General features: G+C 70.3%; 23 protein-coding genes. 14 read left to right on the top strand and 9 right to left on the bottom strand.

Annotated features, from left to right (window positions below; genetic code table 11):
* Positions 1 to 55: 55 nt before the first annotated feature.
* The 8 genes from ACZZZB_RS09350 (at position 56) to ACZZZB_RS09315 (ending at position 9,137) form a co-directional block, all read left to right on the top strand.
* Complete coding sequence (locus ACZZZB_RS09350) at positions 56 to 1,435, top strand: MFS transporter (protein WP_240043985.1); 1,380 nt, start codon at positions 56 to 58, stop codon at positions 1,433 to 1,435.
* A complete protein-coding gene (locus tag ACZZZB_RS09345) occupies positions 1,432 to 3,216 on the top strand; it encodes a dihydroxyacetone kinase family protein (RefSeq protein WP_463529519.1) in 1,785 nt (594 codons plus the stop codon). The genes ACZZZB_RS09350 and ACZZZB_RS09345 overlap by 4 nt, the downstream gene beginning before the upstream one ends.
* Positions 3,213 to 3,683, top strand: coding sequence for a ribose-5-phosphate isomerase (locus ACZZZB_RS09340; protein ID WP_064295405.1), 471 nt, complete (start codon positions 3,213 to 3,215; stop codon positions 3,681 to 3,683). Before ACZZZB_RS09345 ends, ACZZZB_RS09340 begins: the two co-directional genes overlap by 4 nt.
* A complete protein-coding gene (locus tag ACZZZB_RS09335) occupies positions 3,683 to 4,537 on the top strand; it encodes a triose-phosphate isomerase family protein (RefSeq protein WP_463529518.1) in 855 nt (284 codons plus the stop codon). The genes ACZZZB_RS09340 and ACZZZB_RS09335 overlap by 1 nt, the downstream gene beginning before the upstream one ends.
* The gene (locus ACZZZB_RS09330; RefSeq protein ID WP_463529517.1) at positions 4,534 to 5,331 is read left to right on the top strand and encodes a sugar phosphate isomerase/epimerase family protein; all 798 of its coding nucleotides are present in this window, start codon (positions 4,534 to 4,536) and stop codon (positions 5,329 to 5,331) included. The genes ACZZZB_RS09335 and ACZZZB_RS09330 overlap by 4 nt, the downstream gene beginning before the upstream one ends.
* The gene (locus ACZZZB_RS09325) at positions 5,328 to 6,200 is read left to right on the top strand and encodes a phosphogluconate dehydrogenase C-terminal domain-containing protein (RefSeq protein ID WP_079704514.1); all 873 of its coding nucleotides are present in this window, start codon (positions 5,328 to 5,330) and stop codon (positions 6,198 to 6,200) included. The genes ACZZZB_RS09330 and ACZZZB_RS09325 overlap by 4 nt, the downstream gene beginning before the upstream one ends.
* A gap of 221 nt (positions 6,201 to 6,421) precedes the next feature.
* Complete coding sequence (locus ACZZZB_RS09320) at positions 6,422 to 7,174, top strand: SDR family NAD(P)-dependent oxidoreductase (RefSeq protein ID WP_064295403.1); 753 nt, start codon at positions 6,422 to 6,424, stop codon at positions 7,172 to 7,174.
* Positions 7,175 to 7,184: 10 nt separating this feature from the next.
* Positions 7,185 to 9,137 (top strand): hypothetical protein, encoded by a 1,953-nt coding sequence (locus tag ACZZZB_RS09315; RefSeq protein WP_463529516.1) that lies wholly within the window; start codon positions 7,185 to 7,187, stop codon positions 9,135 to 9,137.
* A 241-nt stretch (positions 9,138 to 9,378) separates the two neighbouring features.
* On the opposite strand, the gene ACZZZB_RS09310 is transcribed toward ACZZZB_RS09315, so the two are convergent.
* Entirely contained in the window at positions 9,379 to 9,894 is a 516-nt protein-coding gene (locus ACZZZB_RS09310) for a GNAT family N-acetyltransferase (protein WP_229940045.1), read from the bottom strand.
* Positions 9,895 to 10,136: 242 nt separating this feature from the next.
* Between ACZZZB_RS09310 and ACZZZB_RS09305 the strand changes: the two genes are divergently transcribed.
* Together ACZZZB_RS09305 and ACZZZB_RS09300 are read left to right on the top strand one after the other, a co-directional pair.
* On the top strand, positions 10,137 to 10,415 hold the full coding sequence (locus ACZZZB_RS09305) for a hypothetical protein (protein WP_138945899.1): 279 nt from the start codon (positions 10,137 to 10,139) through the stop codon (positions 10,413 to 10,415).
* Positions 10,416 to 10,425: 10 nt separating this feature from the next.
* Positions 10,426 to 11,745 carry an MFS transporter gene (locus ACZZZB_RS09300; protein ID WP_229940044.1) on the top strand — a complete coding sequence of 440 codons (1,320 nt, stop codon included), beginning with the start codon at positions 10,426 to 10,428 and terminating at the stop codon, positions 11,743 to 11,745.
* 24 nt (positions 11,746 to 11,769) lie between these two features.
* Here ACZZZB_RS09300 and ACZZZB_RS09295 read toward each other — a convergent pair whose 3' ends face one another.
* The 7 genes from ACZZZB_RS09295 to ACZZZB_RS09265 are packed head-to-tail and all read right to left on the bottom strand — an operon-like array spanning position 11,770 to position 17,506.
* Positions 11,770 to 12,825, bottom strand: coding sequence for a HoxN/HupN/NixA family nickel/cobalt transporter (locus tag ACZZZB_RS09295; RefSeq protein ID WP_191940065.1), 1,056 nt, complete (start codon positions 12,823 to 12,825; stop codon positions 11,770 to 11,772).
* 8 nt (positions 12,826 to 12,833) lie between these two features.
* Positions 12,834 to 13,568 (bottom strand): urease accessory protein UreD, encoded by a 735-nt coding sequence (locus tag ACZZZB_RS09290; RefSeq protein ID WP_229940042.1) that lies wholly within the window; start codon positions 13,566 to 13,568, stop codon positions 12,834 to 12,836.
* Between the two features lie 49 nt (positions 13,569 to 13,617).
* Positions 13,618 to 14,442, bottom strand: coding sequence for an urease accessory protein UreG (gene ureG, locus ACZZZB_RS09285; RefSeq protein WP_463529515.1), 825 nt, complete (start codon positions 14,440 to 14,442; stop codon positions 13,618 to 13,620).
* Complete coding sequence (locus ACZZZB_RS09280; RefSeq protein ID WP_463529514.1) at positions 14,408 to 15,142, bottom strand: urease accessory protein UreF; 735 nt, start codon at positions 15,140 to 15,142, stop codon at positions 14,408 to 14,410. Before ACZZZB_RS09280 ends, ureG begins: the two co-directional genes overlap by 35 nt.
* Positions 15,143 to 15,151: 9 nt before the next feature.
* Entirely contained in the window at positions 15,152 to 16,855 is a 1,704-nt protein-coding gene (locus ACZZZB_RS09275; RefSeq protein ID WP_463529513.1) for an urease subunit alpha, read from the bottom strand.
* A complete protein-coding gene (ureB, locus tag ACZZZB_RS09270; protein ID WP_229940040.1) occupies positions 16,836 to 17,192 on the bottom strand; it encodes an urease subunit beta in 357 nt (118 codons plus the stop codon). Before ureB ends, ACZZZB_RS09275 begins: the two co-directional genes overlap by 20 nt.
* 11 nt (positions 17,193 to 17,203) lie before the next feature.
* Positions 17,204 to 17,506 (bottom strand): urease subunit gamma, encoded by a 303-nt coding sequence (locus ACZZZB_RS09265; protein WP_191940070.1) that lies wholly within the window; start codon positions 17,504 to 17,506, stop codon positions 17,204 to 17,206.
* A 204-nt stretch (positions 17,507 to 17,710) separates the two neighbouring features.
* Here ACZZZB_RS09265 and ACZZZB_RS09260 point away from each other — a divergent pair, with 204 nt between their 5' ends.
* The 3 genes from ACZZZB_RS09260 to ACZZZB_RS09250 all read left to right on the top strand — a co-directional run bounded on the left by ACZZZB_RS09260 (position 17,711) and on the right by ACZZZB_RS09250 (position 22,531).
* Positions 17,711 to 19,420 carry a purine-cytosine permease family protein gene (locus ACZZZB_RS09260; RefSeq protein WP_191940071.1) on the top strand — a complete coding sequence of 570 codons (1,710 nt, stop codon included), beginning with the start codon at positions 17,711 to 17,713 and terminating at the stop codon, positions 19,418 to 19,420.
* Positions 19,421 to 19,520: 100 nt separating this feature from the next.
* Positions 19,521 to 21,215: a purine-cytosine permease family protein gene (locus tag ACZZZB_RS09255; RefSeq protein WP_194643115.1), complete on the top strand. Its 1,695-nt coding sequence runs from the start codon at positions 19,521 to 19,523 to the stop codon at positions 21,213 to 21,215.
* Entirely contained in the window at positions 21,212 to 22,531 is a 1,320-nt protein-coding gene (locus ACZZZB_RS09250) for a TetR/AcrR family transcriptional regulator (protein WP_229940039.1), read from the top strand. Before ACZZZB_RS09255 ends, ACZZZB_RS09250 begins: the two co-directional genes overlap by 4 nt.
* Here the strand turns inward: ACZZZB_RS09250 and ACZZZB_RS09245 are convergent.
* Positions 22,485 to 23,510 (bottom strand): diacylglycerol/lipid kinase family protein, encoded by a 1,026-nt coding sequence (locus ACZZZB_RS09245; protein WP_229940038.1) that lies wholly within the window; start codon positions 23,508 to 23,510, stop codon positions 22,485 to 22,487. The genes ACZZZB_RS09250 and ACZZZB_RS09245 overlap by 47 nt on opposite strands.
* A 170-nt stretch (positions 23,511 to 23,680) precedes the next feature.
* Between ACZZZB_RS09245 and pdxY the strand changes: the two genes are divergently transcribed.
* On the top strand, positions 23,681 to 24,529 hold the full coding sequence (gene pdxY, locus ACZZZB_RS09240; RefSeq protein ID WP_229940037.1) for a pyridoxal kinase PdxY: 849 nt from the start codon (positions 23,681 to 23,683) through the stop codon (positions 24,527 to 24,529).
* Positions 24,530 to 24,562: the final 33 nt, after the last annotated feature.

Here is a 24,562-nt window from a genome sequence, read left to right as displayed (position 1 = left end):
CGGCCCGGACCACGCCCTGCCCGCGGCATCGATGCCGCTCACCCGAGGAGTCATAGTGGACACCACCGCCCCCGCGGCCAATCCGGCTGTCGAGCGATCAGCCATCCGGAAGGTCTCGATCCGTCTCGTGCCGTTCGTGGCGCTGATGTTCTTCATCAACTACCTGGACCGCACCGCGATCGGCTTCGCCGCCCCCAACGGCATGAACGAGGACCTCGCGCTCTCCGCCGCCCAGTTCGGCTTCGCGTCCGGCGTGTTCTTCATCGGCTACATCCTGCTCGAGGTGCCAAGCAACCTCGCGCTCAACAAGTTCGGTGCCCGCCGCTGGCTCGCCCGCATCATGGTCACCTGGGGCATCGTCGCGGTCCTGTTCACCTGGGTCGCCAACTTCGAGCAGCTCGCGATCCTCCGATTCGTGCTCGGTGTGGCCGAAGCCGGCTTCTTCCCCGGCGCGATCCTCTTCCTGAGCCTCTGGGTCCCGGCCAAGCACCGCAGCAAGATCCTCGCCCTCTTCTACCTGGCGCAGCCGCTCACCACCGTCATCGGCGCACCCCTCGCCGGATGGCTCATCGGCCAGCACGGCGTGTTCTTCGGCCTCGAGGGCTGGCGGTTCATGTTCCTCGGCGTCGGTCTCCCGGCCATCCTCATCGGTGTCATCGCCTGGTTCTACCTGAAGGACCGCCCCGCGGACGCCAAGTGGCTGACCACCGAGGAGCAGGTCTGGCTCACGGCGGCCCTGGCCCACGAGAAGGCCACCACGGAGCAGAAGCAGGGCCACGTCAGCCTCAAGCACGCGTTCACGAGCGGTCGTGTCTGGATGCTCGCGTTCATCTACTTCGGCTTCATCTACGGCCTCTACGCGCTCGGCTTCTTCCTCCCCACGATCATCGAGGGCTTCCAGGCCAGCTTCGGCGTCGAGTTCAACGTCATGCAGAAGGGCCTCATCACGGCGATCCCGTACGTGCCGGCCGCCATCGCCCTGTACTTCTGGTCTCGTGACGCGACGCGTCGTGGTCTCAAGACCTGGCACATCGTGATCCCCGCGATCGTCGGCGCCGTGAGCATCCCGCTCGCGCTCTTCGCCAACTCGCCCGCCCTCACCATCGCGATCATCGCGGTCACCGCCATGGCGATCTTCGCCGCGCTGCCGAACTTCTGGACGCTGCCCACGCAGTTCCTCACCGGTGCGGCAGCGGCTGCAGGCATCGCGCTCATCAACACGGTCGGCAACCTCGCCGGGTTCTCGGCGCCGTACATCACCGGTGCCGTCGCGGACCTCACCAAGGTCGGCGACACCCCGCAGTACGTCGTCCCGATGTTCATCGTCGGTGGCTTCATGATGATCTCCGCGACGCTCATGGTGATCCTCTCGAAGCAGCGGAGCTCTCGCGAGCTGCGCGTCTCGCACGACGACCTCACGGGTAAGACCCGATGACACGCCTCTTCAACGATCCGGCGGACTTCGCCGACGAGATGATCGACGGCTTCGTCGCCGCGAACCGCAACCAGGTCCGGCGCGTGACCGGTGGCGTCGTCCGGAGCACCCGGACGCCCGAGGGCACGGTCGCGCTCGTCATCGGCGGAGGCTCCGGCCACTACCCGGCGTTCGGCGGCATCGTCGGCCAGGGCCTCGCTCATGGCGCGGCGATGGGCAACCTGTTCGCGTCGCCGTCCGCCCACCAGGTCGAGTCGGTCGCGAAGGCGGCGCAGCGTGGCGGCGGCGTCCTCCTGAGCTACGGCAACTACGCGGGCGACGTGCTCCACTTCACCCAGGCGCAGGACGCGCTGAACGCGGCGGGCATCCCCACCCGCAGCGTCGCCGTCACCGACGACATCTCGAGCGCGCCCCTCGCCGAGAAGCACAAGCGTCGCGGTATCGCGGGCGACCTCACCGTCTTCAAGTCCGCTGCCGCCGCGGCCGAGGCGGGCTACGACCTCGACGAGGTCGTCCGCGTCGCCACCCACGCGAACGAGCGCACCCGATCCTTCGGCGTCGCGTTCAGTGGCTGCACCCTGCCGGGCGCGACCGAGCCGCTGTTCACCGTGCCCGAGGGTCGCATGGCGGTCGGCATGGGCATCCACGGCGAGCCCGGCATCGACGAGACCGACGTGCCGACGGCCGATGAACTCGCCACCCTGCTCGTCTCCTCGCTGCTCGCGGAACTGCCCGAGGGTGTCTCCGAAGCCACGGGCGCTCGCGTCGGCGTCATCCTCAACGGGCTCGGCTCCGTGAAGTACGAGGAACTGTTCGTCGTCTACCGTGCGGTCGCCGCGCAGCTCGAGGCCGCAGGGGTGGAGATCGTCGATCCCGAGGTCGGCGAGCTCGTCACGAGCTTCGACATGGCCGGCGTCTCGCTCACACTCTTCTGGTTGGACGAGGAGCTCGAGGGCTTCTGGGCTGCCGGTGCCGACACCCCCGCCTACCGCAAGGGAGTCGTCGCAGCGGCCGAGCAGCTCGACCCCTCGGAGCTCGTCGCCGAGACGGTTGCCGAGATCCCCGAGTCCACCGACGCGTCCCGCGCCGCCGCCGCGGTCGTGGTCGATGCCCTCGACGCGCTCGTCCAGGTCATCGACACGAACGTCGAGGAGCTCGGACGGATCGACGCCGTCGCGGGTGACGGCGACCACGGCATCGGCATGCAGCGCGGTGCTCGTGCCGCCGTCACCGCCGCACACGCCGCCGCTGATGCCGGGGCCGGTGCCCACACCGTCCTGCACCTGGCCGGCGACGCCTGGGCGGACCGCGCCGGCGGCACGTCCGGCGCCCTGTGGGGCCTCGCGCTCCGCTCGGTCGGAACGGCCCTCGGCGACGAGGTCGCACCAGGTCGCACCGACGTCGCGACCGGCGTGCAGGCCGCGGTCGACGGCATCATGTCGTTCGGCAAGGCCGAGGTCGGACAGAAGACGATGGTCGACGCGCTCGTGCCGTTCACCACCACCCTGAGCGCAGCCGTCGCCGACGGTTCCGACCTCGTCACCGCCTGGACTGCCGCCGCTGCGGCAGCCTCCACCGCTGCCGCTGAGACAGCGGACCTCCTGCCGAAGATGGGCCGCGCCCGTCCGCACGCCGAGAAGAGTCTCGGTACCGTCGACGCCGGTGCCTACTCGTTCGGCTTGATCGTCACGGCGATCGTCCCCGTCCTCGAGCGCGCCGGCGGCACCACCGCACCGGACGGCTCCACCAGCACCACCACCAACGAAGGAGTACACGCATGACCGATCAGCTGCGCATCGTCATCGGCTCGGATGACGCCGGGTTCGACTACAAGGAGATCGTCAAGCGCGACCTCGAGCAGCACGACGGCGTCGCCTCGCTCGTCGACGTGGGCGTGGACGCCGATGGCCACACCGCTTACCCGCGCGTCGCGATCGCCGCCGCGGAACTCGTCGCGTCCGGCCAGGCCGACCGCGCGCTCCTCTTCTGCGGCACCGGCCTGGGCGTCGCGATCGCGGCCAACAAGGTCGCCGGCATCCGCGCCGTCACGGCACACGACAGCTTCTCCGTCGAGCGCGGTGTCCTCAGCAACAACGCGCAGGTCCTGACGATGGGCCAGCGCGTCATCGGCATCGAGCTCGCCCGCCGCCTCGTCCGCGAGTGGCTCACCTACCGCTTCGACGAGACCAGCGCGAGCGCCGAGAAGGTCGCCGTCATCGGTGAGTACGAGGCGACGGGCTCCTGCTGATGACCACCCCGTCCCCGTCGGCCGTGCCTGCGTCGACCGCGCCCCGCGTGGTCGGCGTGAGCCTGAAGATGTACTTCGGCCACGCGCAGACCCTCGAGTGGATCGAGCAGGTGGGCGCCTTGGCCCGTCGGCACGAGGCCGTGGTCGATGGTCGCGTGCGACTGTTCGTCATCCCCGGCTACCTCGCGGTCGTGCCGTCGGTGGCGGCCCTCGCCGGGACGGGCGTGCTGGTCGGAGCACAGGACCTCGCGAGCGCGGACCGTGGTGCGTTCACCGGTGAGGTCGGCGGCCCCGAGCTCGCCGAGGTCGGCGTCGCCGTGGTCGAGGTCGGCCACGCGGAGCGCCGCTCGCTCTTCGGCGAGACCGACGATGTCGTCGCCGAGAAGACCGCCGCGGCCCTCCGCAACGGCCTCTCGCCGGTCCTCTGCATCGGCGAGGTCGAGCGCACGACACCCGAGGCGGCTGCGACGGAGTGCGTGCGCCAGCTGGACTCCGCGCTCGCCGATGCCGTCGCCGGGCCGATCATCGTGGCCTACGAGCCCGTCTGGGCGATCGGTGCGGCTGAACCCGCGTCTGCCGAGTACGTGCGAGCCGTCGGCGCGATCCTGAAGCAGTCGATCGCCGAGCGGCCCGACCGGGTCGGCAGCTCCGTGATCTACGGCGGCAGTGCGGGTCCCGGTCTGCTGACCGCCCTCGGTGACGACGTCGACGGCGTGTTCCTCGGACGCTTCGCCCACGACGTCGCGGCGCTCGAGGCCGTGCTCGACGAGGCCCTTCGACAGGCTCAGGATGGCACCCTTCGACAAGCTCAGGATGGCACCCTTCGACAGGCTCAGGGACCGAGGACAGCATGATCGGCTTCGGCACCTACACCTTCTTCTGGGAGGGCTCCGAGCTCGCACCCGAGCGCTTGAGCGTCATCGGCATGATCGAGCGCACGGCTGAGGCCGGCGTCGAGCTCTTCCAGATCTGCGACGACGCCCGCATCGAGTCGATGTCCGACGATGAGCTGCGCCAGATCGCCGAGGTCGCCCGCGAGCGCGGGGTCACCCTCGAACTCGGGACGAAGGGGATCGCGGTCGCGCACCTCGAACGCTTCCTCCACATCGCCACCGTGCTGGGCGCGAAGCTCCTCCGCAGCATGGTCACGTCCGGCGACGACCGGCCGTCCCACGCGGACGCCGTCGATCGACTCCGCGCGGTGCTCCCGGCGTTCGAAGCGGCCGGCGTGACGATCGCGCTCGAGACCTACGAGCAGCTGTCGTTGCAGGAGCTCGTCGACCTCGTGACCGTCGTCGACCACCCGAACCTCGGCATCTGCCTCGACCCCGCCAACACCGTGGCCCGGCTCGAGCACCCGCGTGACGTCATCGAGCGAACCGCTCCGTACGTCCGCAACATCCACGTCAAGGATTTCGCGTTCACCCGCCGGGGCGGCTGGGTCGGCTTCACCCTCGAGGGCGCCCCGCTCGGCACCGGCCTGCTCGACTACCCCGCCCTCACCGCCGTCGTCCGACCGGACGAGCGCGGTGTCAACCAGATCATCGAACACTGGCTCCCGCTCGGCGACTCCATCACGGAGACGATCGAGCTCGAGCGCACGTGGACCGCACACAACCTGCAGTACCTGAGAGAAGGAAGATCATGACCGACACCACCACCGTCGCGGACCAGCTCACCATCGCCGTCATCGGCGCGGGCGGCAAGATGGGCATGCGCGTCTCCAACAACCTCGTGAAGACCAGCCACACCGTCTTCTACAGCGAGGTCTCGCCCGCCGGCCAGGAGCGTGTGACCGAGGCCGGTCGCGAGCTCACCGAGACCGACGCGGCCGTCACCGACGCCGACGTCGTCATCCTCGCCGTCCCGGACCTCGCCCTGAAGGCCGTGTCCGCCGGCGTGGTCCCGCTCATGAAGTCGGGCGCCGTGCTCCTCACGCTCGACCCGGCCGCAGCGTACGCGGGTCTGCTGACGCGTCGCGACGACGTCATCCAGGCCGTCACGCACCCCTGCCACCCCTCCGTCTTCGTCGAGCGCCACACGCCCGAGGAGTACGCGGACACCTTCGGTGGCATCGCCGCCCTCCAGGACGCCATCGCGGCGATCGAGTCCGACGACGCTGAGAAGCAGGCGCAGGTCGAGGCCGTCGTCCGGGCGATCTTCGCCCCCGTCGGCGAGGTCCACTGGGTCACGGTCAAGCAGCTCGCGCAGCTCGAGCCGACCCTCGTGGAGACGATCGCCTGCATGATCGGTGCGCTCCTCAAGGAGTCGCTCGACGAGGCCGTCAACACCATGGGCGTGCCGGAGCCGGCCGCTCGTGCGATCCTCCTCGGCCACACGCAGGTCGCCCTCGCGAACTCGCTCAAGGGCGACAACCCGTTCTCCGACGCGTGCCTCATCGCCATGGACTACGGCCGCAGCGCGATCATCAAGGACGATTGGAAGAAGGTCTTCCAGGACGACGAGCTCGACAAGAACCTCGCCGCCATGCTCCACCTCGACAAGATCGAGCGGTAACCCACTTCCCGAACTGTTCGCAATTCAGGACGTGCCCGGCGCGTCGGCCCGTTCCACCCCCGATCCGGGTCAGCGCGCAGCGGCCGTCCTGAATTGCGAACGCCACATGCGGTCAACCGGTTGTGCCGGATAGGCTGCAGACGATCCGATGCACCACCCGCGACAGCCACTGCGACACCCGCGACACCACCCCCGCAACACCGCACGAGAGACAGGCGACGATGACTGGACGACTTGCAGGAAAGACCGCGCTCGTGACGGGTGCCGGATCGGGGATCGGACGCTCGGTCGCCGAACGGTTCGCGCGGGAGGACGCCGCCGTCGTCTTCTCCGACCGCGACATCCAGGCCGCCCGCGATGCTGCGGCACCCTTCCCGACCGCCATCGCCGTGCGACTCGACATCGCCGACGAAGCGAGCGTCGAGGCCGCCTTCGCGGTCATGGACGCAGCAGGCAAGACCCCGGACGTCGTCGTCGCGAACGCCGGCGTACAGCTCTTCGGCCAGGACGCGAAGATCGCCGACCTCGACCTCGAGGTCTGGCAGCGCACGGTCGACATCAACCTCACCGGCACCTTCCTCACGACGAAGCACGCCGTCCGCGCCATGCTCGGCCGGGGCGGCTCGATCATCCTCACGGGCAGCCCGACCGGTCTCAACGGCGAGGGCGCCGACTTCACGGCGTACAGCTCCACGAAGGCCGGGATCCACGGCCTCGGCCGGACCGTCGCCGCGGCCTACGCCGATCAGGGGATCCGCGTGAACACCGTCGTCCCCGGCTACACGGAGACCCCGCTCGTCACCGCGATCTCCGGTGACCCCGAGTCCCGCGCCGCGATCGTCGGGCGCATCCCGCTCGGTCGTCCCGGCCAGGCCTCGGACGTCGAGGGCATCATGGTGTACCTCGCCAGCGACGAGTCGAGCTTCGCCACCGGAGCGACCTTCCGGGTCGACGGCGGCATGACGAGCCTCTGAGCCGACGATCATGACCTCGCGTTTGGGAACCACCTTCCGCGTCGCATCCGACCTGCTGCTCGACCGCGAGCGCGACGCCCTCGCCGTCGGCCGGGGGCCCTGGTCGGCCTCGCTTCGCGGCTCGGAGCTGGACGACATCGCCTTCGACGGCGAGCTCGTGCTGCGCAGCATCCGCTTCGTCGTCCGCGACCAGGACTGGAAGACGTTGCCCGTCATCGTCGACGCGGTCGACCACACGACGAGCGGCTTGCACCTGCGCGGCCGGGTCGGCGACGACGGCGAGACCGTCGCATGGTCCCTGTCGGTCGACCTCGGAGCGTCGACACTGCGGGTCGCCGTCCGGGCCGAGGTGACCGCCGCGTTCCGGCGCGCGCGCATCGGTCTCATCGTGCTGCAGTCACCGGCCCTCGCAGGCACCGAACTCGTCGTCGGCCACCCGGAGGGGTCCACGACGACGACCCTCCTTCCGGAGCGCGTCGCTCCGCATCAGCCGGCGCTCCGCATCCAGTCCCTCGCCTGGACCGGCGACCGCATCGCGACCACGGCCCGCTTCAGCGGTGACGTCTTCGAGATGGAGGACCAGCGCAACTGGACCGACGCCTCGTTCAAGACCTACTCGACGCCGCTCTCGATGCCGTTCCCCGTGGCCCTGGCAGTCGGTGACGTCGTGGAGCAGTCCGTCGAGGTCAGCTGTGCGCGGGTCGACGCTGCCGAGCGCGCCGAGGCCCCACTGGCGACGCCGCTCGCCGTGACCGTCGTGCCCGAGACGGAGGTCGCGGTGCACGGAGAAGACCCGGTCCTGGAGTCTGTCGACGGGCGGATCGGCGCGCCACTCGACAGCGTCGTCCCCACGATCTCGACCTCGGTGTCGAGCGACCCCGACGGTGGACGCGCTGGTGCGGTGGTCCCGGACCCGATCGCCGGGATCTTCGTGGAGATCGACCCGACGAACCCGGACTGGCCGGCCATCCTCGACCGCGCCGTGCGCCAGGCCGGCACCAGGCCCCTCGACCTCCGACTCGTGCTCGGGACGGGTGAGGAGGCCGAGCCGGTGCTGCGACGGCTCCGCGAGGCGGCCGTGCCCGTCGTGCGCGTCGGGGCGTTCCATCGCCGTACCCACCTCTCCGAGGTCACGCTGCTGACCGCGCTCGGCGACGTCCTGCAGGCCCTGTGGGCCGAGAGCCCGACGCCGCATCCCGAGCTCGTCGGCGGCACGCGCGCGCACTTCACGGAGCTCAACCGCAACCACGCGCGCCTCGAGCGCTGGACGGGCCCCGTGGCGTTCAGCATCACGCCGTTCATGCACGACCGCGGCGGGCACCAGCTCGTCGAGTCGCTCGGCATGCAGGCCGTCGTCGTGGCGGACGCCGTGAGGATCGCCGACGGACGCCCGCTGCACGTCGGGCCGGTCACGCTCGGCGCCCGCTACAACGCGGTCGCGACCACGCGGGCCAGCGCCGGTGACTCCCGCGACCCGGAACTCCGCGCGGGCTTCGGTGCGGAGCACGTACCCGGCGCGACGGATTGTCGGCAGTCGGCGGAGGCGCTCGGTGCCTGGGTCGTCGGCAGTGTCGCGGCCCTGGCCGTCTCCGGTGTCGAATCGCTGTCGTACTTCGAGGCGACCGGAGCTCGTGGGCTCGTCGCGGCCGACGGGACGCTCACGGCCGCCGGCCGGGTGCTCGGGTGGATCGCCGAGCTCAGCGGACGGCAGCGCGTCGCGGTCGAGATCGGCGGGGTATCGCTCGGTGCCGGGTCACCCGTCTCCGGGTCGCCCGTCTCGTCGGCCGGTGTGACCGCGATCGCCGCCGTCGATGCCGCAGGCGAGACCGTCGTGATCCTCGGCAACCTCGGCGAGACACCGGTCCGGGTCGTCCTGACCGGCGCGTCCGAGCCGCGCGCCGTGGAACTCGCTGCGGGTGCGGTCGCCCGGGTGGTCGTCTCGGGTCCCGTCTCCGGCTCGTAACTCCTGCATCCCGGGCGCGTACCCGGGTCCGGGATGCTCCTGGGCGGTGTTCTGACCGACCAGCAGGAGTTGTGCGCAGAGCATCCGGTCCGAGCTCCTCAGCCGGCAGGACGCCTCGCCGAGCGTCCCGCCGGTTCACAACTCCTGCAGTTCGTCGCGGGAGCGCAGCGGCACGCCGGGGCTGAGCCGATCTGCGAACGTGCGACCGACGCGAGCAGGAGTTGTGAACCGGCGGGAGGGCTCAGGCGAGCGTGCGGCGCAGGATGGCGAGGTCGAGCCAGCGGCCGAACTTCGTCCCGACCTCCGGCAGCAGGCCGACCTGCTCGAACCCGAGCTTCGTGTGCAGGGCGATCGATGCGGTGTTCTCGGCCTCGATGAGGGCGAGCATGACGTGGTGGCCGTCGGTCGTGGCGCGTTCCAGCAGCTCGACCATGAGCGCCTTGCCGAGGCCGCGCCCCTGCGCGTCCGGGTGGACGTACACGGAGTTCTCGACGGTGTGGCGGTACCCGTCCTTCGCGGCGTACGGGCCGTAGCTGCCGTAGGCGAGGACCTCACCCTCGGGGAGCGCGTCGTCGGGGCCGTCGGCGATGGCGACGAGCGCGACCCGGCCCGGCTCCTGGTGGCGGGCGAGCCATGCCTCGCGCTCGGCGAGGTCGGGTGTGACCTCGGTCCAGATCGCGACACCGTTCGCGACGGCGTCGGTGTGGATGGCGAGGACGCCAGGCAGGTCGGCAGGTTCGGCGAGACGGATGCGCATACATCGATCGTAGAGCGCCCTTCGACAAGCTCAGGGACCGGTGATGTTGGGCTCAGGGACCGGTGATGTTGGGCTCAGGGACCGACGGTGTTGGGCTCAGGGGTCGGCCGTAGGGAGCCGGGGCGCCCTTCGACAGGCTCAGGGACCGATGGTGTGCGGCTCAGGGACCGACGGTGTCGGGCTCAGGGACCGGGAAGCCCAGGGCTCAGGGGCCTGTTGCCCGCGACGGGTAGATTCGAGGCATGTCCTCTTCCACTCCGCTCCCGATGGAGCAGCTCACCGCCGTCCTGAACGCCGAAGTCGCCCGCTACGCCGCGCGCGGATGGACGGTGTCGTCGGTGCAGGGCCAGCAGGCCGTGCTGCAGCGACAGAAGCGCATCGGCTGGTTCTGGAACCTGATCCTGACGCTCATCACCGGCGGACTCTGGCTCATCGTCGTGATCATCCGCGTCGTGAACCGCAAGGTCGAGTCGCTCATCGTGACGGTCGACGCCTACGGTCGCATCTCCACGCGACGCTGACGGTCGGAGCATGAGCGAGCGCGGCGAGAGCGATCCCCGGGAGACCGACGCCAGAGCTGTCATCGCCGCCGAGCGCGCCCGCGTCCAGCGGCGGACGCTCACGGTCGTCGTCATCAGCCAGGTCCTCGGCGGCGCCGGTCTCGCCGCCGGGGTGACGGTCGGGGCGCTCCTCGTGCAGGACGTCCTCGGCAGCATGAGCCTCGCGGGCGTCGCAGCCGCGCTCCTGACCCTCGGCTCCGCGCTCACCGCCTTCCTCGTCGGGCGCGTCACCCAGCGGCTCGGCCGGCGCATCGGGCTCGGACTCGGATTCGCGGCGGGTGGCGTCGGAGCGATCGGTGTGGTCGTGGCCGCCACCACCGCCCTGGTGCCGCTACTGTTCGTGTCGCTGTTCGTCTACGGTGCCGGGACCGCCACGAACCTGCAGGCCCGCTACGCGGGGACCGACCTCGCGACCCCGGCCCGACGTGGTTCGGCGATCAGCGTCGCGATGGTGTCGACCACGCTCGGCGCCGTCGCCGGACCCAACCTCGTCGAACCCTTGGGAGCGTTCGCGACCGGCCTCGGCCTCCCGTCGCTCGCCGGGCCGTTCCTCCTCGCCGCGGTCGCCTACCTCGCGGCCGGGACGGCGTTCCTCGTGCTGCTCCGACCCGACCCGTTCCTCCTCGCCCGCCGTCTCGACGCCGAGCTCGCGCAGCTGGAGGTGGAGCGGACCGCTGCGGAGCAGGTGGGGTCGAAGCAGACATCGCCGACGACCGCCGCACGCCCGCGTCCCGGCGTCGGCGCCTACGTCGGCGCCGCGGTCATGGTGGTCACGCAGATCGCGATGGTCGCGGTCATGACGATGACCCCGGTGCACATGCGCGCCCACCACCACGGCCTCGGCGAGGTCGGGCTCGTGATCGGGATCCACATCGCGGCGATGTACCTCCCCTCGCTCGTGACCGGGGTCCTCGTCGACCGGATCGGCCGCACCCCGATGGCGATCGCCGCCGGCGTGACCCTCCTGCTCGCCGGTGTCACGGGAGCCCTCGCACCGGCGGACTCGCTCGGCCTGCTCATCCTGGCGCTCGCCCTCCTCGGACTCGGCTGGAACTTCGGGCTCATCGCGGGCACCGCGCTGGTCGTCGACCACACCGTGCCCGCCAACCGGGCACGCACCCAGGGCACGCTCGACGTCCTCATCGCGCTCGCCGGTGCCGGAGCCGGTGTCATGTCCGGCGTCGTGATGGCGGGGGTCGGTTACGGTGCGCTGTCGATCGCGGGCGGCGTGCTCGCCCTCCTGCTGATCCCCGTGCTGCTCTGGGCCCGCCGGGTCACCCCACGTGGCTGAGCGGTCGTAGCCACGCGTCCGGTATCAGGGACGGGAGCGGCCCGCCAGCCAGGCGATGGCCCAGATGAGGATGAAGAGCGCCACGATCGCGAACCCGAGGTCACCGAGGTCGATGGCGGCGAGTGTGCTCAGGAGACCACCCGGAACCAGCTCGGAGAGTGCCGTCGAGAGGCTGAGGAGTCCGATCGCGAAGGCGATGACGACGGACAGGGCGGTAACGACGATGTTGTAGTCGATCCGTCGCTCCGGCCGGCGGTGTGCCCACCGATAGGCGCTCGTCATCGCGAGTCCGTTCGCGGCGTCGAAGGTGACCATGCCCGCGGTGAAGAGCAACGGGATCACGAGCACCGCGTACCAGGGAGCGGTGGTCGCCGCGTTCGCACCGAGGACGAGGAGGGCGATCGTGCTCGCCGTGTCGAAGCCGAGGCCGAACAGCAGCCCGACGAGGTACATCTTCCACGGCCGGTCGACCCGCCGACTGATGGGCGCGAGGACGCGGGCGAGGAATCCGCGACGCGCGAGTGCGGCATCCGCATCCGTCACCCGTTCGGCCGCGGTGCCCCGGGATGCGCGGACGCGCAGGAGCGCTCGGAGCGGGGCGATGTTGAGGGCGCCGATGAGGACGAGGAACACGCCGGCCACCGCGGGTCCCCACACCGCGGTCACCGCGTACAGCGGCGACGACTCGCTCGTGATCTGCGACGCCAGTGCGCCGATGCCGACGGTCAGCAGGATCACCGTGCCGACCACGACCGTCGAGTGGCCGAGCGCGAACCAGAAGCCGACGGCCACGGAGTCGCGACCGTCGGCCACGAGCTTGCGGGTCGTGTTGTCGATCGCGGCGACGTGGTCGGGGTCGAACGCGTGCCGGACGCCGAGCAGGAACGCGGTCACGGCGAGACCGACACCGAAGACCCCCTCCGAACCGAGGACGAACCGACCGGGCAGGACGACGAACGCGAACACGCCCCAACCGAGGAGGAGCAGCGCACCGACGGCGACGATGACGACGAGGAGGGAGCGCCGCGCGCCGGGTACCGGTGCTGGAGCGAACGTGGGTTGGACGGACGACGAAGACATGGGACCTCTCAGGGGACGACGACGGGAGTGGGTCGGGGAACAGGGCTGAGCGCGTCTCGCCAGACCGACCAGGTCTGGTCGAGCGGGCTCGCGTGGGTGTCGGCACCGAGGAAGCGGCTCACGGCGCCGGGTTCGTCGAGGTCGAGCACGGTGCCGGCGGGGCCGATGGGCGGCGGGCGGAACCCGAGCGCGCTGACGGTGTCGAGGACGCGGTGCTCCCCGAGGACACCGACCATCGGTGCTCCACCCTCGACGACGAGGCGTTCGTGGAGGATCGGCCCGTCGTCGTCGCCCGCGGCGAGGGTCGTGTCGATCCATCCGCCGCGCTCGCCGGAACGACCGAGCACGAGGGTCTCCCGGAGCAGGGCGACACCGCCACCGGTGAGCCGGACGTCCATCCGCCGCACGACGGCGGCACCGTCGCTCACGACGAACGGCAGTCCGGCCCACGCGAGGGAGGCGTCGCGACTGACGCGCACCGTGACCGTCCACGTGGAGGGTCGTCCGTCGGCCCGGTACGCCACGGTGCCGCCGATCTCCTCGAGGTCGAGCGTGCAGCCGTCGCCGACGTCGACCTCGATCGACACCTCGTCGCCGCCGAGGAGGAGCGCACCACCCGCGACGAGGGCGATGCGGGCGGAGGACGGCCCGCGTTCGACGAGACGCGGCACGACGGCTCCCGCTCCGAGGACCACGCGTGCGCGTTCGACGCCGCTCGAGACCTCGATCCGTGTGCTGCTCATGGTCGTCGTCGCCATCCTCGCTGCGTGTCAGTGCCCGGTGCCCGGATGATCAGTGCTGGTGCGCGCCGACCGTGGCGTCGTCGTGGGCGTGGGCGGTGTGGGCGTCGTCGTGCGCGTGACTGTGGGTGTGTCCGCCCCCGTCCTCGTCGGCGTGGAAGTGCGGTGCCATCGGGCCGGGGTCCTGGGGCACGTGCGTGCCGGCGCGGTGCGCCGACAGCATCGAGAGCACCCAGGCGCGCAGGGTCGCGACGGACGCCTCGTCGGTGCGGGACAGTGCGAGGACCGGGCGCCCCTCGCGGGCCGCCGTCGCATCGGCGACCATCAGTTCGACGTCCACGCCGACGTAGGGCGCGAGGTCGGTCTTGTTCACGATGAGCAGGTCTGCGCCGGTGATGCCGGGGCCACCCTTCCGCGCGACGTCGCCGCCACCTGCGACGTCGAGCACGAACAGCTGTGCGTCGACGAGCGCCGGAGAGAAAGTGGCCGTGAGGTTGTCGCCGCCGGACTCGATGATGACGACGTCGAGCGGCGTGAAGTCGCGTTCGAGGTCTTCGGCCGCGAGCAGGTTGGCGGTGACGTCGTCGCGGATCGCCGTGTGCGGGCAGGCACCGGTCTCGACCGCGCGGATGCGCTCGGGCTCGAGGACGCCGGCGGAACGGAGGAACCGGGCGTCCTCGTCGGTGTAGATGTCGTTGGTGATGACGCCCAGTCGGAGTTCCTGGGCGAGCACCCGGCAGACCGTCGCGATGAGCGACGACTTCCCGGTGCCGACGGGCCCGGCGACCCCGAGTCGCAGTGCGCGTCCGGCGGTCGAGGTGGACGGGATGGGCGTGGTGGGTTCAGGCACGGAACAACCTCCGGTCGAGGAGGGCATGGGCCTCGGCCCAGCCCTCCGATTGTGGTGAGCCGGACGCGGGGATCGCCTCCGGGGTGGTGATGGCTGCGAGGTCGACGACGAGGTGCTCCACGGCGGCACACGCACGGAGGACGGCGACGGTCGCGTCGGCGGGGTCGCCGGGCTGCAGCTTCAACATCGCCGCAGCAGCGGTCTGTGCGTCGTCGTAGACGCTGACCCGGACGAGGTCGACGGCGGTGAGGCCCGAGGCGGCCGCGATCATCCCGAGCACGACGGGCCGGGAGACCGCTCGTCCCGCGGAGCGGTGCAGAGCGATCACGGCCGACTCCGGCCAGACGATCGCGGCCAGGCGGAGCAGACCGCGGCCGAGCACCCGCGCCGCCTCGCGCATGGCCGGGCTCGGCGTGCGGGCGGCCCAGGCCCGTTCGATCGATCGGAGCACCACTGCCTCATCGTCGTGTCGTGCCGTCAGGACCGCGTGTCGGACGACGACCGCTGTTCCGGCGTCGACGAGGGTCGTCGTGAGGGCCCGACCCTCGAGGAAGGCGCCGAGTCGCGCCGCGCGGAGCCCGCCGGCGAAGGCGGGTTCCAGGCCGGCGGAGTGCGCGTGCCCGCCCGAGGGGAGGCGCGCGTCCGCGAGCAGCATCGCGACCGTCGTCGAGGCCGGCGCGAGGAGCGTCGAGGTCGTCGACGCGTGCGCGCTGCGGTCGTGGATCATGCCGTGCACTCAGAACATCGTGTAGAGCTGGGCGAGCGGGAGGCTGGAGGCGGGCGCCGGCACGACCGGTTCGCCGTCGATCGAGATACCGAACGTGTCCGCGTCGATATCGATCCGCGGGAGCGCGTCGTTGTTCTTGAGGTCGTGCTTCCGGACGTGCCTCGTGGGTCGGACGGCGGCGAGGCGTCTCCGGAGCCCCAGCCGTTCGGCGAGCCCATCGTCGAGGGCCGCGGGCGAGACGAAGGTCGTCGAGAGGTCGGCACCGATCACATCCAGGAACGCCGGGCGCATGAGCACGGGCTGCGGTGTCGGGATCGACGCGTTCGGGTCGCCGAGCGCTCCCCAGACGAGGCCGCCACCTTTCATGACGACCGCGGGACGGACGCCGAAGAACCGGGGGTCCCACAGCACGAGGTCGGCCATCCGGCCCGGCTCGACGGAGCCGACCTCGTGGTCGATGCCGTGCGCGATCGCCGGGTTCACGGTGTACTTCGCGACGTAGCGTCTGGCGCGCTCGTTGTCGGCCGGGAGGGATTCGCCGAGCGGCCCCCGGCGGGCCTTCATGACGTGGGCGACCTGCCAGGTGCGGGTCACGACCTCGCCGATCCGGCCCATCGCCTGCGCGTCGGAGGCGACGACCGACAGGGCCCCGAGGTCGTGCAGGATGTCCTCGGCGGCGATCGTGGAGGCCCGGATGCGGGATTCGGCGAACGCGAGGTCCTCGGGCACCGAGGGATTCAGGTGGTGGCACACCATGAGCATGTCGAGGTGCTCGGCGACGGTGTTCACCGTGTGGGGGAGGGTCGGGTTGGTGGACCCGGGGATGATGTGGGGGAGTGACGCGATCGTCAGGATGTCCGGCGCGTGTCCGCCTCCGGCTCCCTCGACGTGGAAGGCGTGGATGCCGCGGCCGTCGATCGCGCCGACCGTCGACTCGACGAAGCCCGCCTCGTTCAGCGAGTCGGAGTGGAGTGCGACCTGCAGCCCGAACTCGTCGGCGGCGCGCAGGCTCGCGTCGATGGCCGCCGGCGTGGCACCCCAGTCCTCGTGCACCTTGTAGCCGGCCGCCCCGGCGAGGGCCTGCTCGGCGAAGGCTCCGGCGGAGACGGTGTTCCCCTTGCCGAGGAGGAGGACGTTGACGGGCAGGTGGTCCAGTGCACGATGCATGGTCGTGAGATGCCAGGCACCCGGGGTGACCGTGGTGGCCTTCGACCCCTCGGACGGGCCCGTGCCACCGCCGACGACGGTGGTCACACCGGTGGCGAGGGCCTCGTGGATCTGCGAGGGGGAGATGAGGTGGACGTGGGAGTCGATGGCGCCGGCGGTGAGGATGCGGCCCTCGCCGGAGATGACGTCGGTCGACGGTCCGATGACGAGGTCGGGGTGGACGCCGTCGGCGATGTCGGGGTTCCCGGAGCGGCCGAGCGCGACGATCCGTCCGTCACGGATGCCGACGTCGGCGCGGACGACACCCCACCAGTCGAGCACGATCGCGTTCGTGATGACGGTGTCGAGAACTCCGTCCGCGCGGGTCCTCGTCGACTGCGCCATCGACTCCCGGATGGACTTGCCGCCGCCGAAGACAGCCTCCTCGCCGCCGACGGTCAGGTCCCGTTCGATCTCGATCCAGAGGTCGGTGTCGCCCAGGCGTACCTGGTCGCCGGTGGTCGGGCCGTAGACGGCGGCGTAACGTTCACGGTCGATGCGGACCATCGAGTTCCCCTCGGTCGGTGCGGGCGATGCGGATGCCGGGCACGAGACGCAGCCCGCTGAGTGCGACGGCGTCGAGGCTTCTCGACGCTCCGGGTTCGAAGCGCTGCGAGGTCCCGGACGGGATGTCGAGTCGGAAGCCCCTGGCGGCCTCACGATCGAAGTCCAACGCCGCGTTCGCATCGGGCAGATGCAGATGCGAACCGATCTGGACCGGCCGGTCGCCGGTGTTCACGATGACGAGGGTGATGCGTTCGTCGTCGCGCCGGTCGGCGTTCAACTCGATCTCACCGGGCCGGACCCGGATCGCCCCCGGGCCGCTGCGTGTCGTGCCTGCCATGTCTGCTCCCGTCAGTCGATCGGATGGTGGAGGGTGACGAGCTTGCGCCCGTCGGGGAACATCGCCTCGATCTGGACGTCGGCGATCATGTCGGCGACGCCGTCCATCACCTGATCACGGGTGAGGACGCGGCGGCCGTCGTCCATCAGTGTGGCGACCTCGACACCTTCACGCGCCCGCTCGATCACCCAGGTGCTGAGCAGGGCGACGGCCTCGGGATGGTTGAGGCGCACGCCTCGTCCGAGGCGGTCTCTCGCCACCATGCCGGCGACGGCCAGCAGGAGTTTCTCGGTGTCACCGGGGGTCAGATGCATGTCAGGATTCTGCCACCGAGGTGCGGCTTCGACGAGGGTGATCGTGTCGCAACGACTCCACATCGTTGATTTCCCGGGGTTTCCGCGCGAGGAGTTAACGAGACTGTGACATCTGCGAAATGTCAGAGCAATGCCACACCCACACGATGGCTCCAAGCGTTCCAACCACCACTCCCCATCCGCCGCACCGCCGATCGGAGACCCATGTCCAGCCGCCTTGATGTCGCACCACCGTCCGAACCGACCGATCCGAACCAGCCAGACGTGGCCGCCCAGGGCGCCGCGATCTCGGCCACGAAGGAGAGCCTGGAGGACTACACCCTCCGGTTCGCGCCGCGCAGCTACCGCAAGTGGGGAGCGGGTGTCGTCGCGACGAGCGCCCTCGGCGGCATCGCCTACCTCGCCGACTTCTCGATCGGCGCCAACATCGGCATGGCGCACGGCACCACCAACGCGCTGCTCGGGATCGCCGTCGCCGCCCTCGTCATCTTCGTCACGGGCCTCCCGCTGGCGTACTACGCCGCGCGGTACAACATCGACCTCGACCTCATCACCCGCGGCTCGGGCTTCGGCTACTCCGGCTCCATCATCACCAACGTGATCTTCGCGACCTTCACCTTCATCTTCTTCGCGCTCGAGGGCTCGATCATGGCGCAGGGCCTGGAACTCGGCCTCGGCATCCCGAGACAGATCGGGTACGCGCTCTCGACGCTCATCGTCATCCCCCTCGTCATCTACGGCATGAAGGTGCTGTCGAAGGTGCAGGTGTGGACGACACCGCTCTGGCTCGTCCTCATGGTCATCCCCTTCGGCTACCTGATCGCAACGCACCCCGACTCGGTGGGCGACTTCTTCGCCTACCAGGGCGAGAACGGTGACGGCGGACTCAGCCTCGCGTCGGTCATGCTCGCCGCCGGTGTCTGCCTGTCACTCATCGCGCAGATCGCGGAGCAGATCGACTACCTGCGCTTCATGCCGCCGAAGACCCGCGAGAACCGCGTGTCCTGGTGGCGTGCCGTCATCATCGCCGGCCCCGGCTGGGTCGTGTTCGGCGCGCTCAAGCAGGCCATCGGTCTCTTCATCACCGTGTACCTCATCGCCACGCTCGACCCGGCCGCGGCCGCGACGGCGAACGAGCCCGTCCACCAGTTCCTCGGCGTGTACGAGCAGATGATGCCCGGCTGGCTCGCCCTGACGCTCGCGGTCGTCCTCGTCGTCATCTCGCAGGTGAAGATCAACGTGACGAACGCCTACTCCGGATCCCTCGCCTGGACGAACTCGTTCACCCGGGTCACGAAGACCTACCCGGGGCGGATGGTGTTCGTGATCGTGAACCTCGCGATCGCGCTGCTGCTGATGGAGCTGAACATGTTCGACTTCCTGAACACCATCCTCGGGTTCTACGCGAACTGCGCGATGGCGTGGATCGTGACGGTCGCGACCGACATCGCGATCAACAAGTACGTGCTGAAGCTCTCGCCGAAGCGGCCGGAGTTCCGCCGAGGCATGCTGTACGCCTGGAACCCGGTCGGTGTGGTGTCCCTCGCCCTGTCCGCCGGGGTGTCGATCGCGGTGTTCTTCGGTGCCTTCGGGCCGGCCGTGCAGCCGTACTCGCCGATCTTCGCCGTCATGATCGCCTGCATCGCGACGCCGCTCATGGCGATCATCACCAAGGGGCGGTTCTACCTGCGACGCACGGACGACGGCATCGACCTGCCGATGTTCGACGCCGACGGCAACCCGTCCGGAGAGCTGCTGCGGTGTCACGTGACCGGCCTCTCGTTCGAGCGTCCCGACATGGTGCGCTCGGCCGAGGACGGCCCCGGCGGCGAGCCGCAGTACATCTCGTCGCTCGCGCTCGCCACCGATCGGACCGGTCGGTACGTCCTGCCGGCGCAGCCGAAATCAGTCTGAAACGTGCCTCTGCCAGGATCGACGCGTTCGGTCCTGGCAGCGGCGCGTCCGGTGGCAGGACCGTTCCGGACGGCTCGCTGACGACGAGGGTGGAGGCGACATGACGACGTCGAGACCGCCACGCGCCCAGACCGGCCCGGCCCGCTTCGCGACGGAGGACGGACTCGAGGACTACGCGCTCCGCTACGTGCCCCGCAGCTTCCGCCGATGGTCAGCGGGCGCGGTCGGGGCCACCGCGCTCGGGAGCATCGCGTTCCTCGCCGACTTCTCCATCGGCGCCGGGATCGGCCTCGCGCACGGCGCGCTCAACGCGATCGTCGGGATCCTGCTCGCCTCGGTGCTCATCTTCATCATCGGGTACCCGATCGCCCGTCACGCCGCGCGGTTCAACCTCGACCTCGACCTCATCACCAGGGGCGCCGGTTTCGGGTACGCGGGCTCGGTGATCACGAACGCGGTGTTCGCGTCGTTCACGATCATCTTCTTCGCCCTCGAGGGCGCCATCATGGCGCAGGGGCTGTCCGTGGGGATCGGGATCCCGCTCCCGATCGGGTACCTCATCGCGACGATCGTCGTCATCCCGATCGTGATCTACGGCATGCGCGCACTCGAGCGCGTGCAGCGGTGGACGACCCCGCTGTGGTTGGGCCTCGCGCTGCTCCCGGTCGGGATCCTCGTCCTCGCCGACCCCGGAGCGGTCTCCACCTTCCTCGAGTTCCCCGGGAGCGACGGTGGTCCGTCCGGAGGGTCGCTCCTCGACCCGGCGTCCGTCGTCCTGAGCGCGAGCGTCTGTTTCGCCCTCATCCCGCAGCTGGCGGAGCAGATCGACTATCTCCGGCTGATGCCGCCCCGAACCGCTGCGACGAAGCGGGGCTGGCGCACCTCCTTCGTGCTCGCCGGCCCCGGCTGGGTGATCTTCAGCGGCGTGAAGCAGCTCATCGGCGTCTTCCTCGCGGTCTACCTCGTCTCCGTGGTGGATCCGACCCTCGGCTCGTTGGCGACCGAACCGATCAGGCAGTTCCTCGGCGTGTACGAGACGATCATGCCGCGCTGGGTAGCCGTCGTGCTCGCCCTGCTGCTCGTGATCCTGGCCCAGATCAAGATCAACGTCACGAACGCGTACTCCGGCTCGCTCGCGCTCACGAACGTGACCACGCGCCTGTTCCGGCGGTACCCGGGTCGGGCGGCGTTCGTCGTCGTGAACGTCGGCATCGCGCTCCTGCTCATGCAGTTCGACGTCTTCACGCTGTTGACGACGGTGCTCGGATTCTCGGCGCACTTCTCACTGGCGTGGCTCGTCACCGTCGCGGTGGACCTCACCGTCAACCGACGTCTCCTCCGGCTCTCGCCGGCGACGCCCGAATTCCGCCGCGGAATGCTCTACTCGTGGAATCCTGTAGGAATGGTGTCGTTCCTCCTCGCGACCGCCCTGTCGATGGCGGTGTACTTCGGTGCGCTCGGGCATGCCGTGGCACCGTACTCGGTGCTCGTCGCGATCGGTGTCGCGGTCGTCGTCACACCGCTCATGGCGATCCTCACGCGCGGCCGGTTCGCCCTGCGTCGGAGTGACGACGGCATCGACATCCCACGCTACGACCGCGACGGCACCGCATCGGTCGAGCGGCTCCGCTGCCACGTCACCGGGTACCTCTTCGAGCGGCCAGACATGCTGCGTTCGGCGGAGCGCGCGCCCGATGGTGGCGTCCAGTACATCTCGTCGCTCGCGCTCGCCCTCGACCGTTCAGGCCGGTACGTCCTGCCGGCGGACCCACCGCGACGCAGGAGCCGGGCGTGACGGCCGTCGAGCCGTCGATCGGATCGAGCTCCGCCGAAGCGATCCTGCAGGCCGCCGCAGACCTCCTTCGCGAACACCCGTTCGACGACATCGGCTACGGCCAGCTCGGTGCACAGGCCGGCGTGTCCGAGCGCACGGTCTTCCGACAGTTCCCCACGCGAGAGCACCTGCTGGAGCGCCTCGCCGCGTGGATCTCGCAACACGGCTTCGAGCCGCCGAGGTTCCACAGCATCGCCGGGCTGCGCGCCGCGGTCCGGTCGGCGTTCCGTGCCTACGACGAAGCACCGGGGCAAGCCGCTCTGCTCGCCCGCGCCGAGACGATGGCGCCGGTGGGCGCCCAGGACGCCCGCAACGGGACGACGGTGCTCGCCACGGAACTCGACCGCCTGTTCCTGCGGGTCGCCCCTGGCCTGTCCTCGGTGGACCGGCGCCGCGGGGTGGCGTCGCTCCTGCTCGCAGCAGGACCGACGCACTGGGCGCGCATGCGCTCGGCGTTCGACTTCGACGGCGCGAGCAGCGCCGCGGTGTTCGACGCCGTCCTCGACACCACCCTCGCTTCGCTGCGTCTCGGTGCCACCGTCGTGGATGCGGACGGCGGGGTCGTGCCCGGAACCACTTCGACCGTCGAGCTCACCATGTCCGATGCCGTCCCCGAGCCGATGGACCCTCTCGGCGACCGCCACGACGAGCGGAATCCGCGCACCACGGAGCTGATCCTCACCACCTTCATCGAGCTCATCGAAGAGCTCGGCTCCGACGACGTCTCGTACAAGCTCATCGCCAGGAGGTCCGGGCTCGGTGAGCGCACGATCGCGCGGTACTTCCCGACGAGGTTCGACCTGGTGACGAGCCTTGCCCGTCATCTCGCCGATGAGGTCTTCGCCCCGTCGGACTCGTCGTCCGTGTTCGAGCTGCCGCTCGTCATCCGCGAATCGATGCTCCGTTTCGGTGAACGCCACGAGCTCGCGCACCTCGCCGCGGAGGCCTCGACGCGCACCTCGCACGGCGGTCTCCCGGCGCAGGCGCGGCGCATCGCGTCCCTGGTCGACGCGGAAGCCGTCGGGCTGGAGTCGGGTGTGCGTGCCGTCGTCATCGCCCGCCTGACGCACCTCGACAGTCCGGCGGCCTGGGCGACCCTCGCCCGGTGGCACGGTCGCGACGTCTCCGCGATCGCCGACGCCGCGGCCTGGGCGCTCGAATCAGCGCTCGACCCGCTCCGCGACAGCGCCCTGCATCAGGCGCGACGCGCGACCGGTACCGAGACGGGTGTCACCGGCCGGCCGGCTCCTCCGCCGCAGCCGGAACGCGGACGGTGAGGGCACCCGGCTCGATCCAGGCGTTGATCGCGACGGCCTTGCCGAAGCCGTCGCCGTCGAGTTCGATCTCCTCCGGCTTCGACATGCGGGCGACGAAGCGCTTCGCGGTGCCGTACCGGAGGTCGCCTTCGTCCTTCTGCTTGCCGGCGAGGGCCTTGCCCGCCTTCGTGCGACGGAGGACGCCGTTCACCCAGGCGACCTTCGCCCAGATGCGGATCCACCCGAGGATCCCGCCGGGGCGCATGAACATGAGGTCGAACAGGCCGTCGTCGACGACCGCGTCCGGCAGCAGCAGGATGTTGGCCGGCAGCGAACCGCAGTTGCCGATGATGACGGTGTGGACGGTCGCGCGGGTCTGCGGCTCGTCGTCGATGCGGAACCGCAGGTGCAGTTCGTCGGGGTCGCGCAGCGACTTCACGATCGCGTCGACGTAGGCGGCCCAACCGGCCTTCGCCTTGAGGTCGTCGTCGGTGTTCTTGATCATCTTCGCGTCGATCCCCATGCCGGCCATGACGACGAACACGTGGCGGTCGCGGGAGTGGTCGGCACGCTCGATATCGATGACGCCGAGGTCGATGGGCTTGTCGTCGCCGGTGAACGCCGTGACGACGGAGCCCGGGAGGTCGTTCAGGGTGAGACTCAGGTTGCGGGCGAGCAGGTTGCCGGTGCCGGAGGGGAGGAGCGCGAGGGGGATCCCGCTGCCCCGCAAGGCCTCTGAGACAGCGCGGACCGTGCCGTCGCCGCCGGCCGCGATGACGAGGTCGACCTTCGCGGCGATCGCCTCGGCGGTGACGCCCTGGCCGACGTCGTCGATGCTCGTCTCGAACCAGAGCGACTCGCCCCAGCCCGCGTCGGCGGCGGAGCGGTCGACCGACTCCCGGAGTGCGTCGAGGTCGACCTTCACGGGGTTGTAGATGACGGCGGCGGTCTTGGTCGCCGTGGTGTCGCTCGGCGTGGTCGTGCTCTCAGGAGTCGTCATCCGATCAGCATAGGAGCGGAGACGCGGACGAGGGGGATCCCGCTCACGGGTTGACGCGGCACGTGGGTTCTGTAGGCGGCGGAAGAGTATCGTTGAGTCCTTGCAGGCACCGTCCATGCCCGCCACGAACGCAGTGTCCGCGGCGGCCTCCCCATCGTGATTGCGACATCGTGAAGATCCTCTCCATCCAGTCAGCCGTGGCCTACGGGCACGTCGGCAACTCCGCGGCCGTGTTCCCCCTCCAGCGCATCGGCGTCGAGGTGATCCCGGTCAACACGGTGAACTTCTCGAACCACACCGGGTACGGCGCGTGGCGCGGGCCGCTCATCTCGCCCGAGCAGGTCGGCGAGGTCATCACCGGTGTCGAGGAGCGCGGTGCGTTCCCGCAGATCGACGTCGTGCTCTCGGGCTACCAGGGCGGCGTCGGCATCGGAGACGTCGTCGTGGACGCGGTGCAGCGGGTCAAGGCGGCGAACCCCGACGCGCTGTACGCGTGCGATCCGGTCATGGGCAACGCGAAGTCCGGGTGCTTCGTCGCCCCGGAGATCCCCGACCTGCTGCGCGACCGCGTCGTGCCGAACGCCGACATCATCACGCCGAACCAGTTCGAGCTGGGCTTCCTCACGGGCACCGAGCCCGCTTCGCTCGAGTCCACGTTGGCGTCGGTCGAACTGGCGCGCGCGATGGGCCCGTCGGTCGTCCTGGTGACGAGCGTCGAGCGTCCCGACCGCGACCCCGAGACGATCGAGATGCTCGTCGTGGACGACGCCGGTCGGTGGATCGTCCAGACGCCGTTGCTGCCGTTCAAGGCGAACGGTTCCGGCGACGTCACGGCCGCCCTGTTCGCCGCACACTACGGCGAGACCCGCGACGCGAAGCTCGCCCTGGAGCGCACGGCGTCGAGTGTGTTCGACCTCGTCGAGCTCACGTACCGCTCGGGCCAGCGGGAGCTGCAGCTCGTCGAGGCGCAGGAGTTCTACGCGAACCCGCGGATGCAGTTCACCGCGACGGCGGTCTGAGCCGCTGAGGTCCCCTTCCGGTCCCTGAGCTCC

This window comes from Plantibacter sp. AC185 (assembly GCF_979258065.1).
The sequence above is the reverse complement of the archived record's forward strand: the minus strand, read 5'-3'. Positions and strand labels throughout refer to the sequence as shown.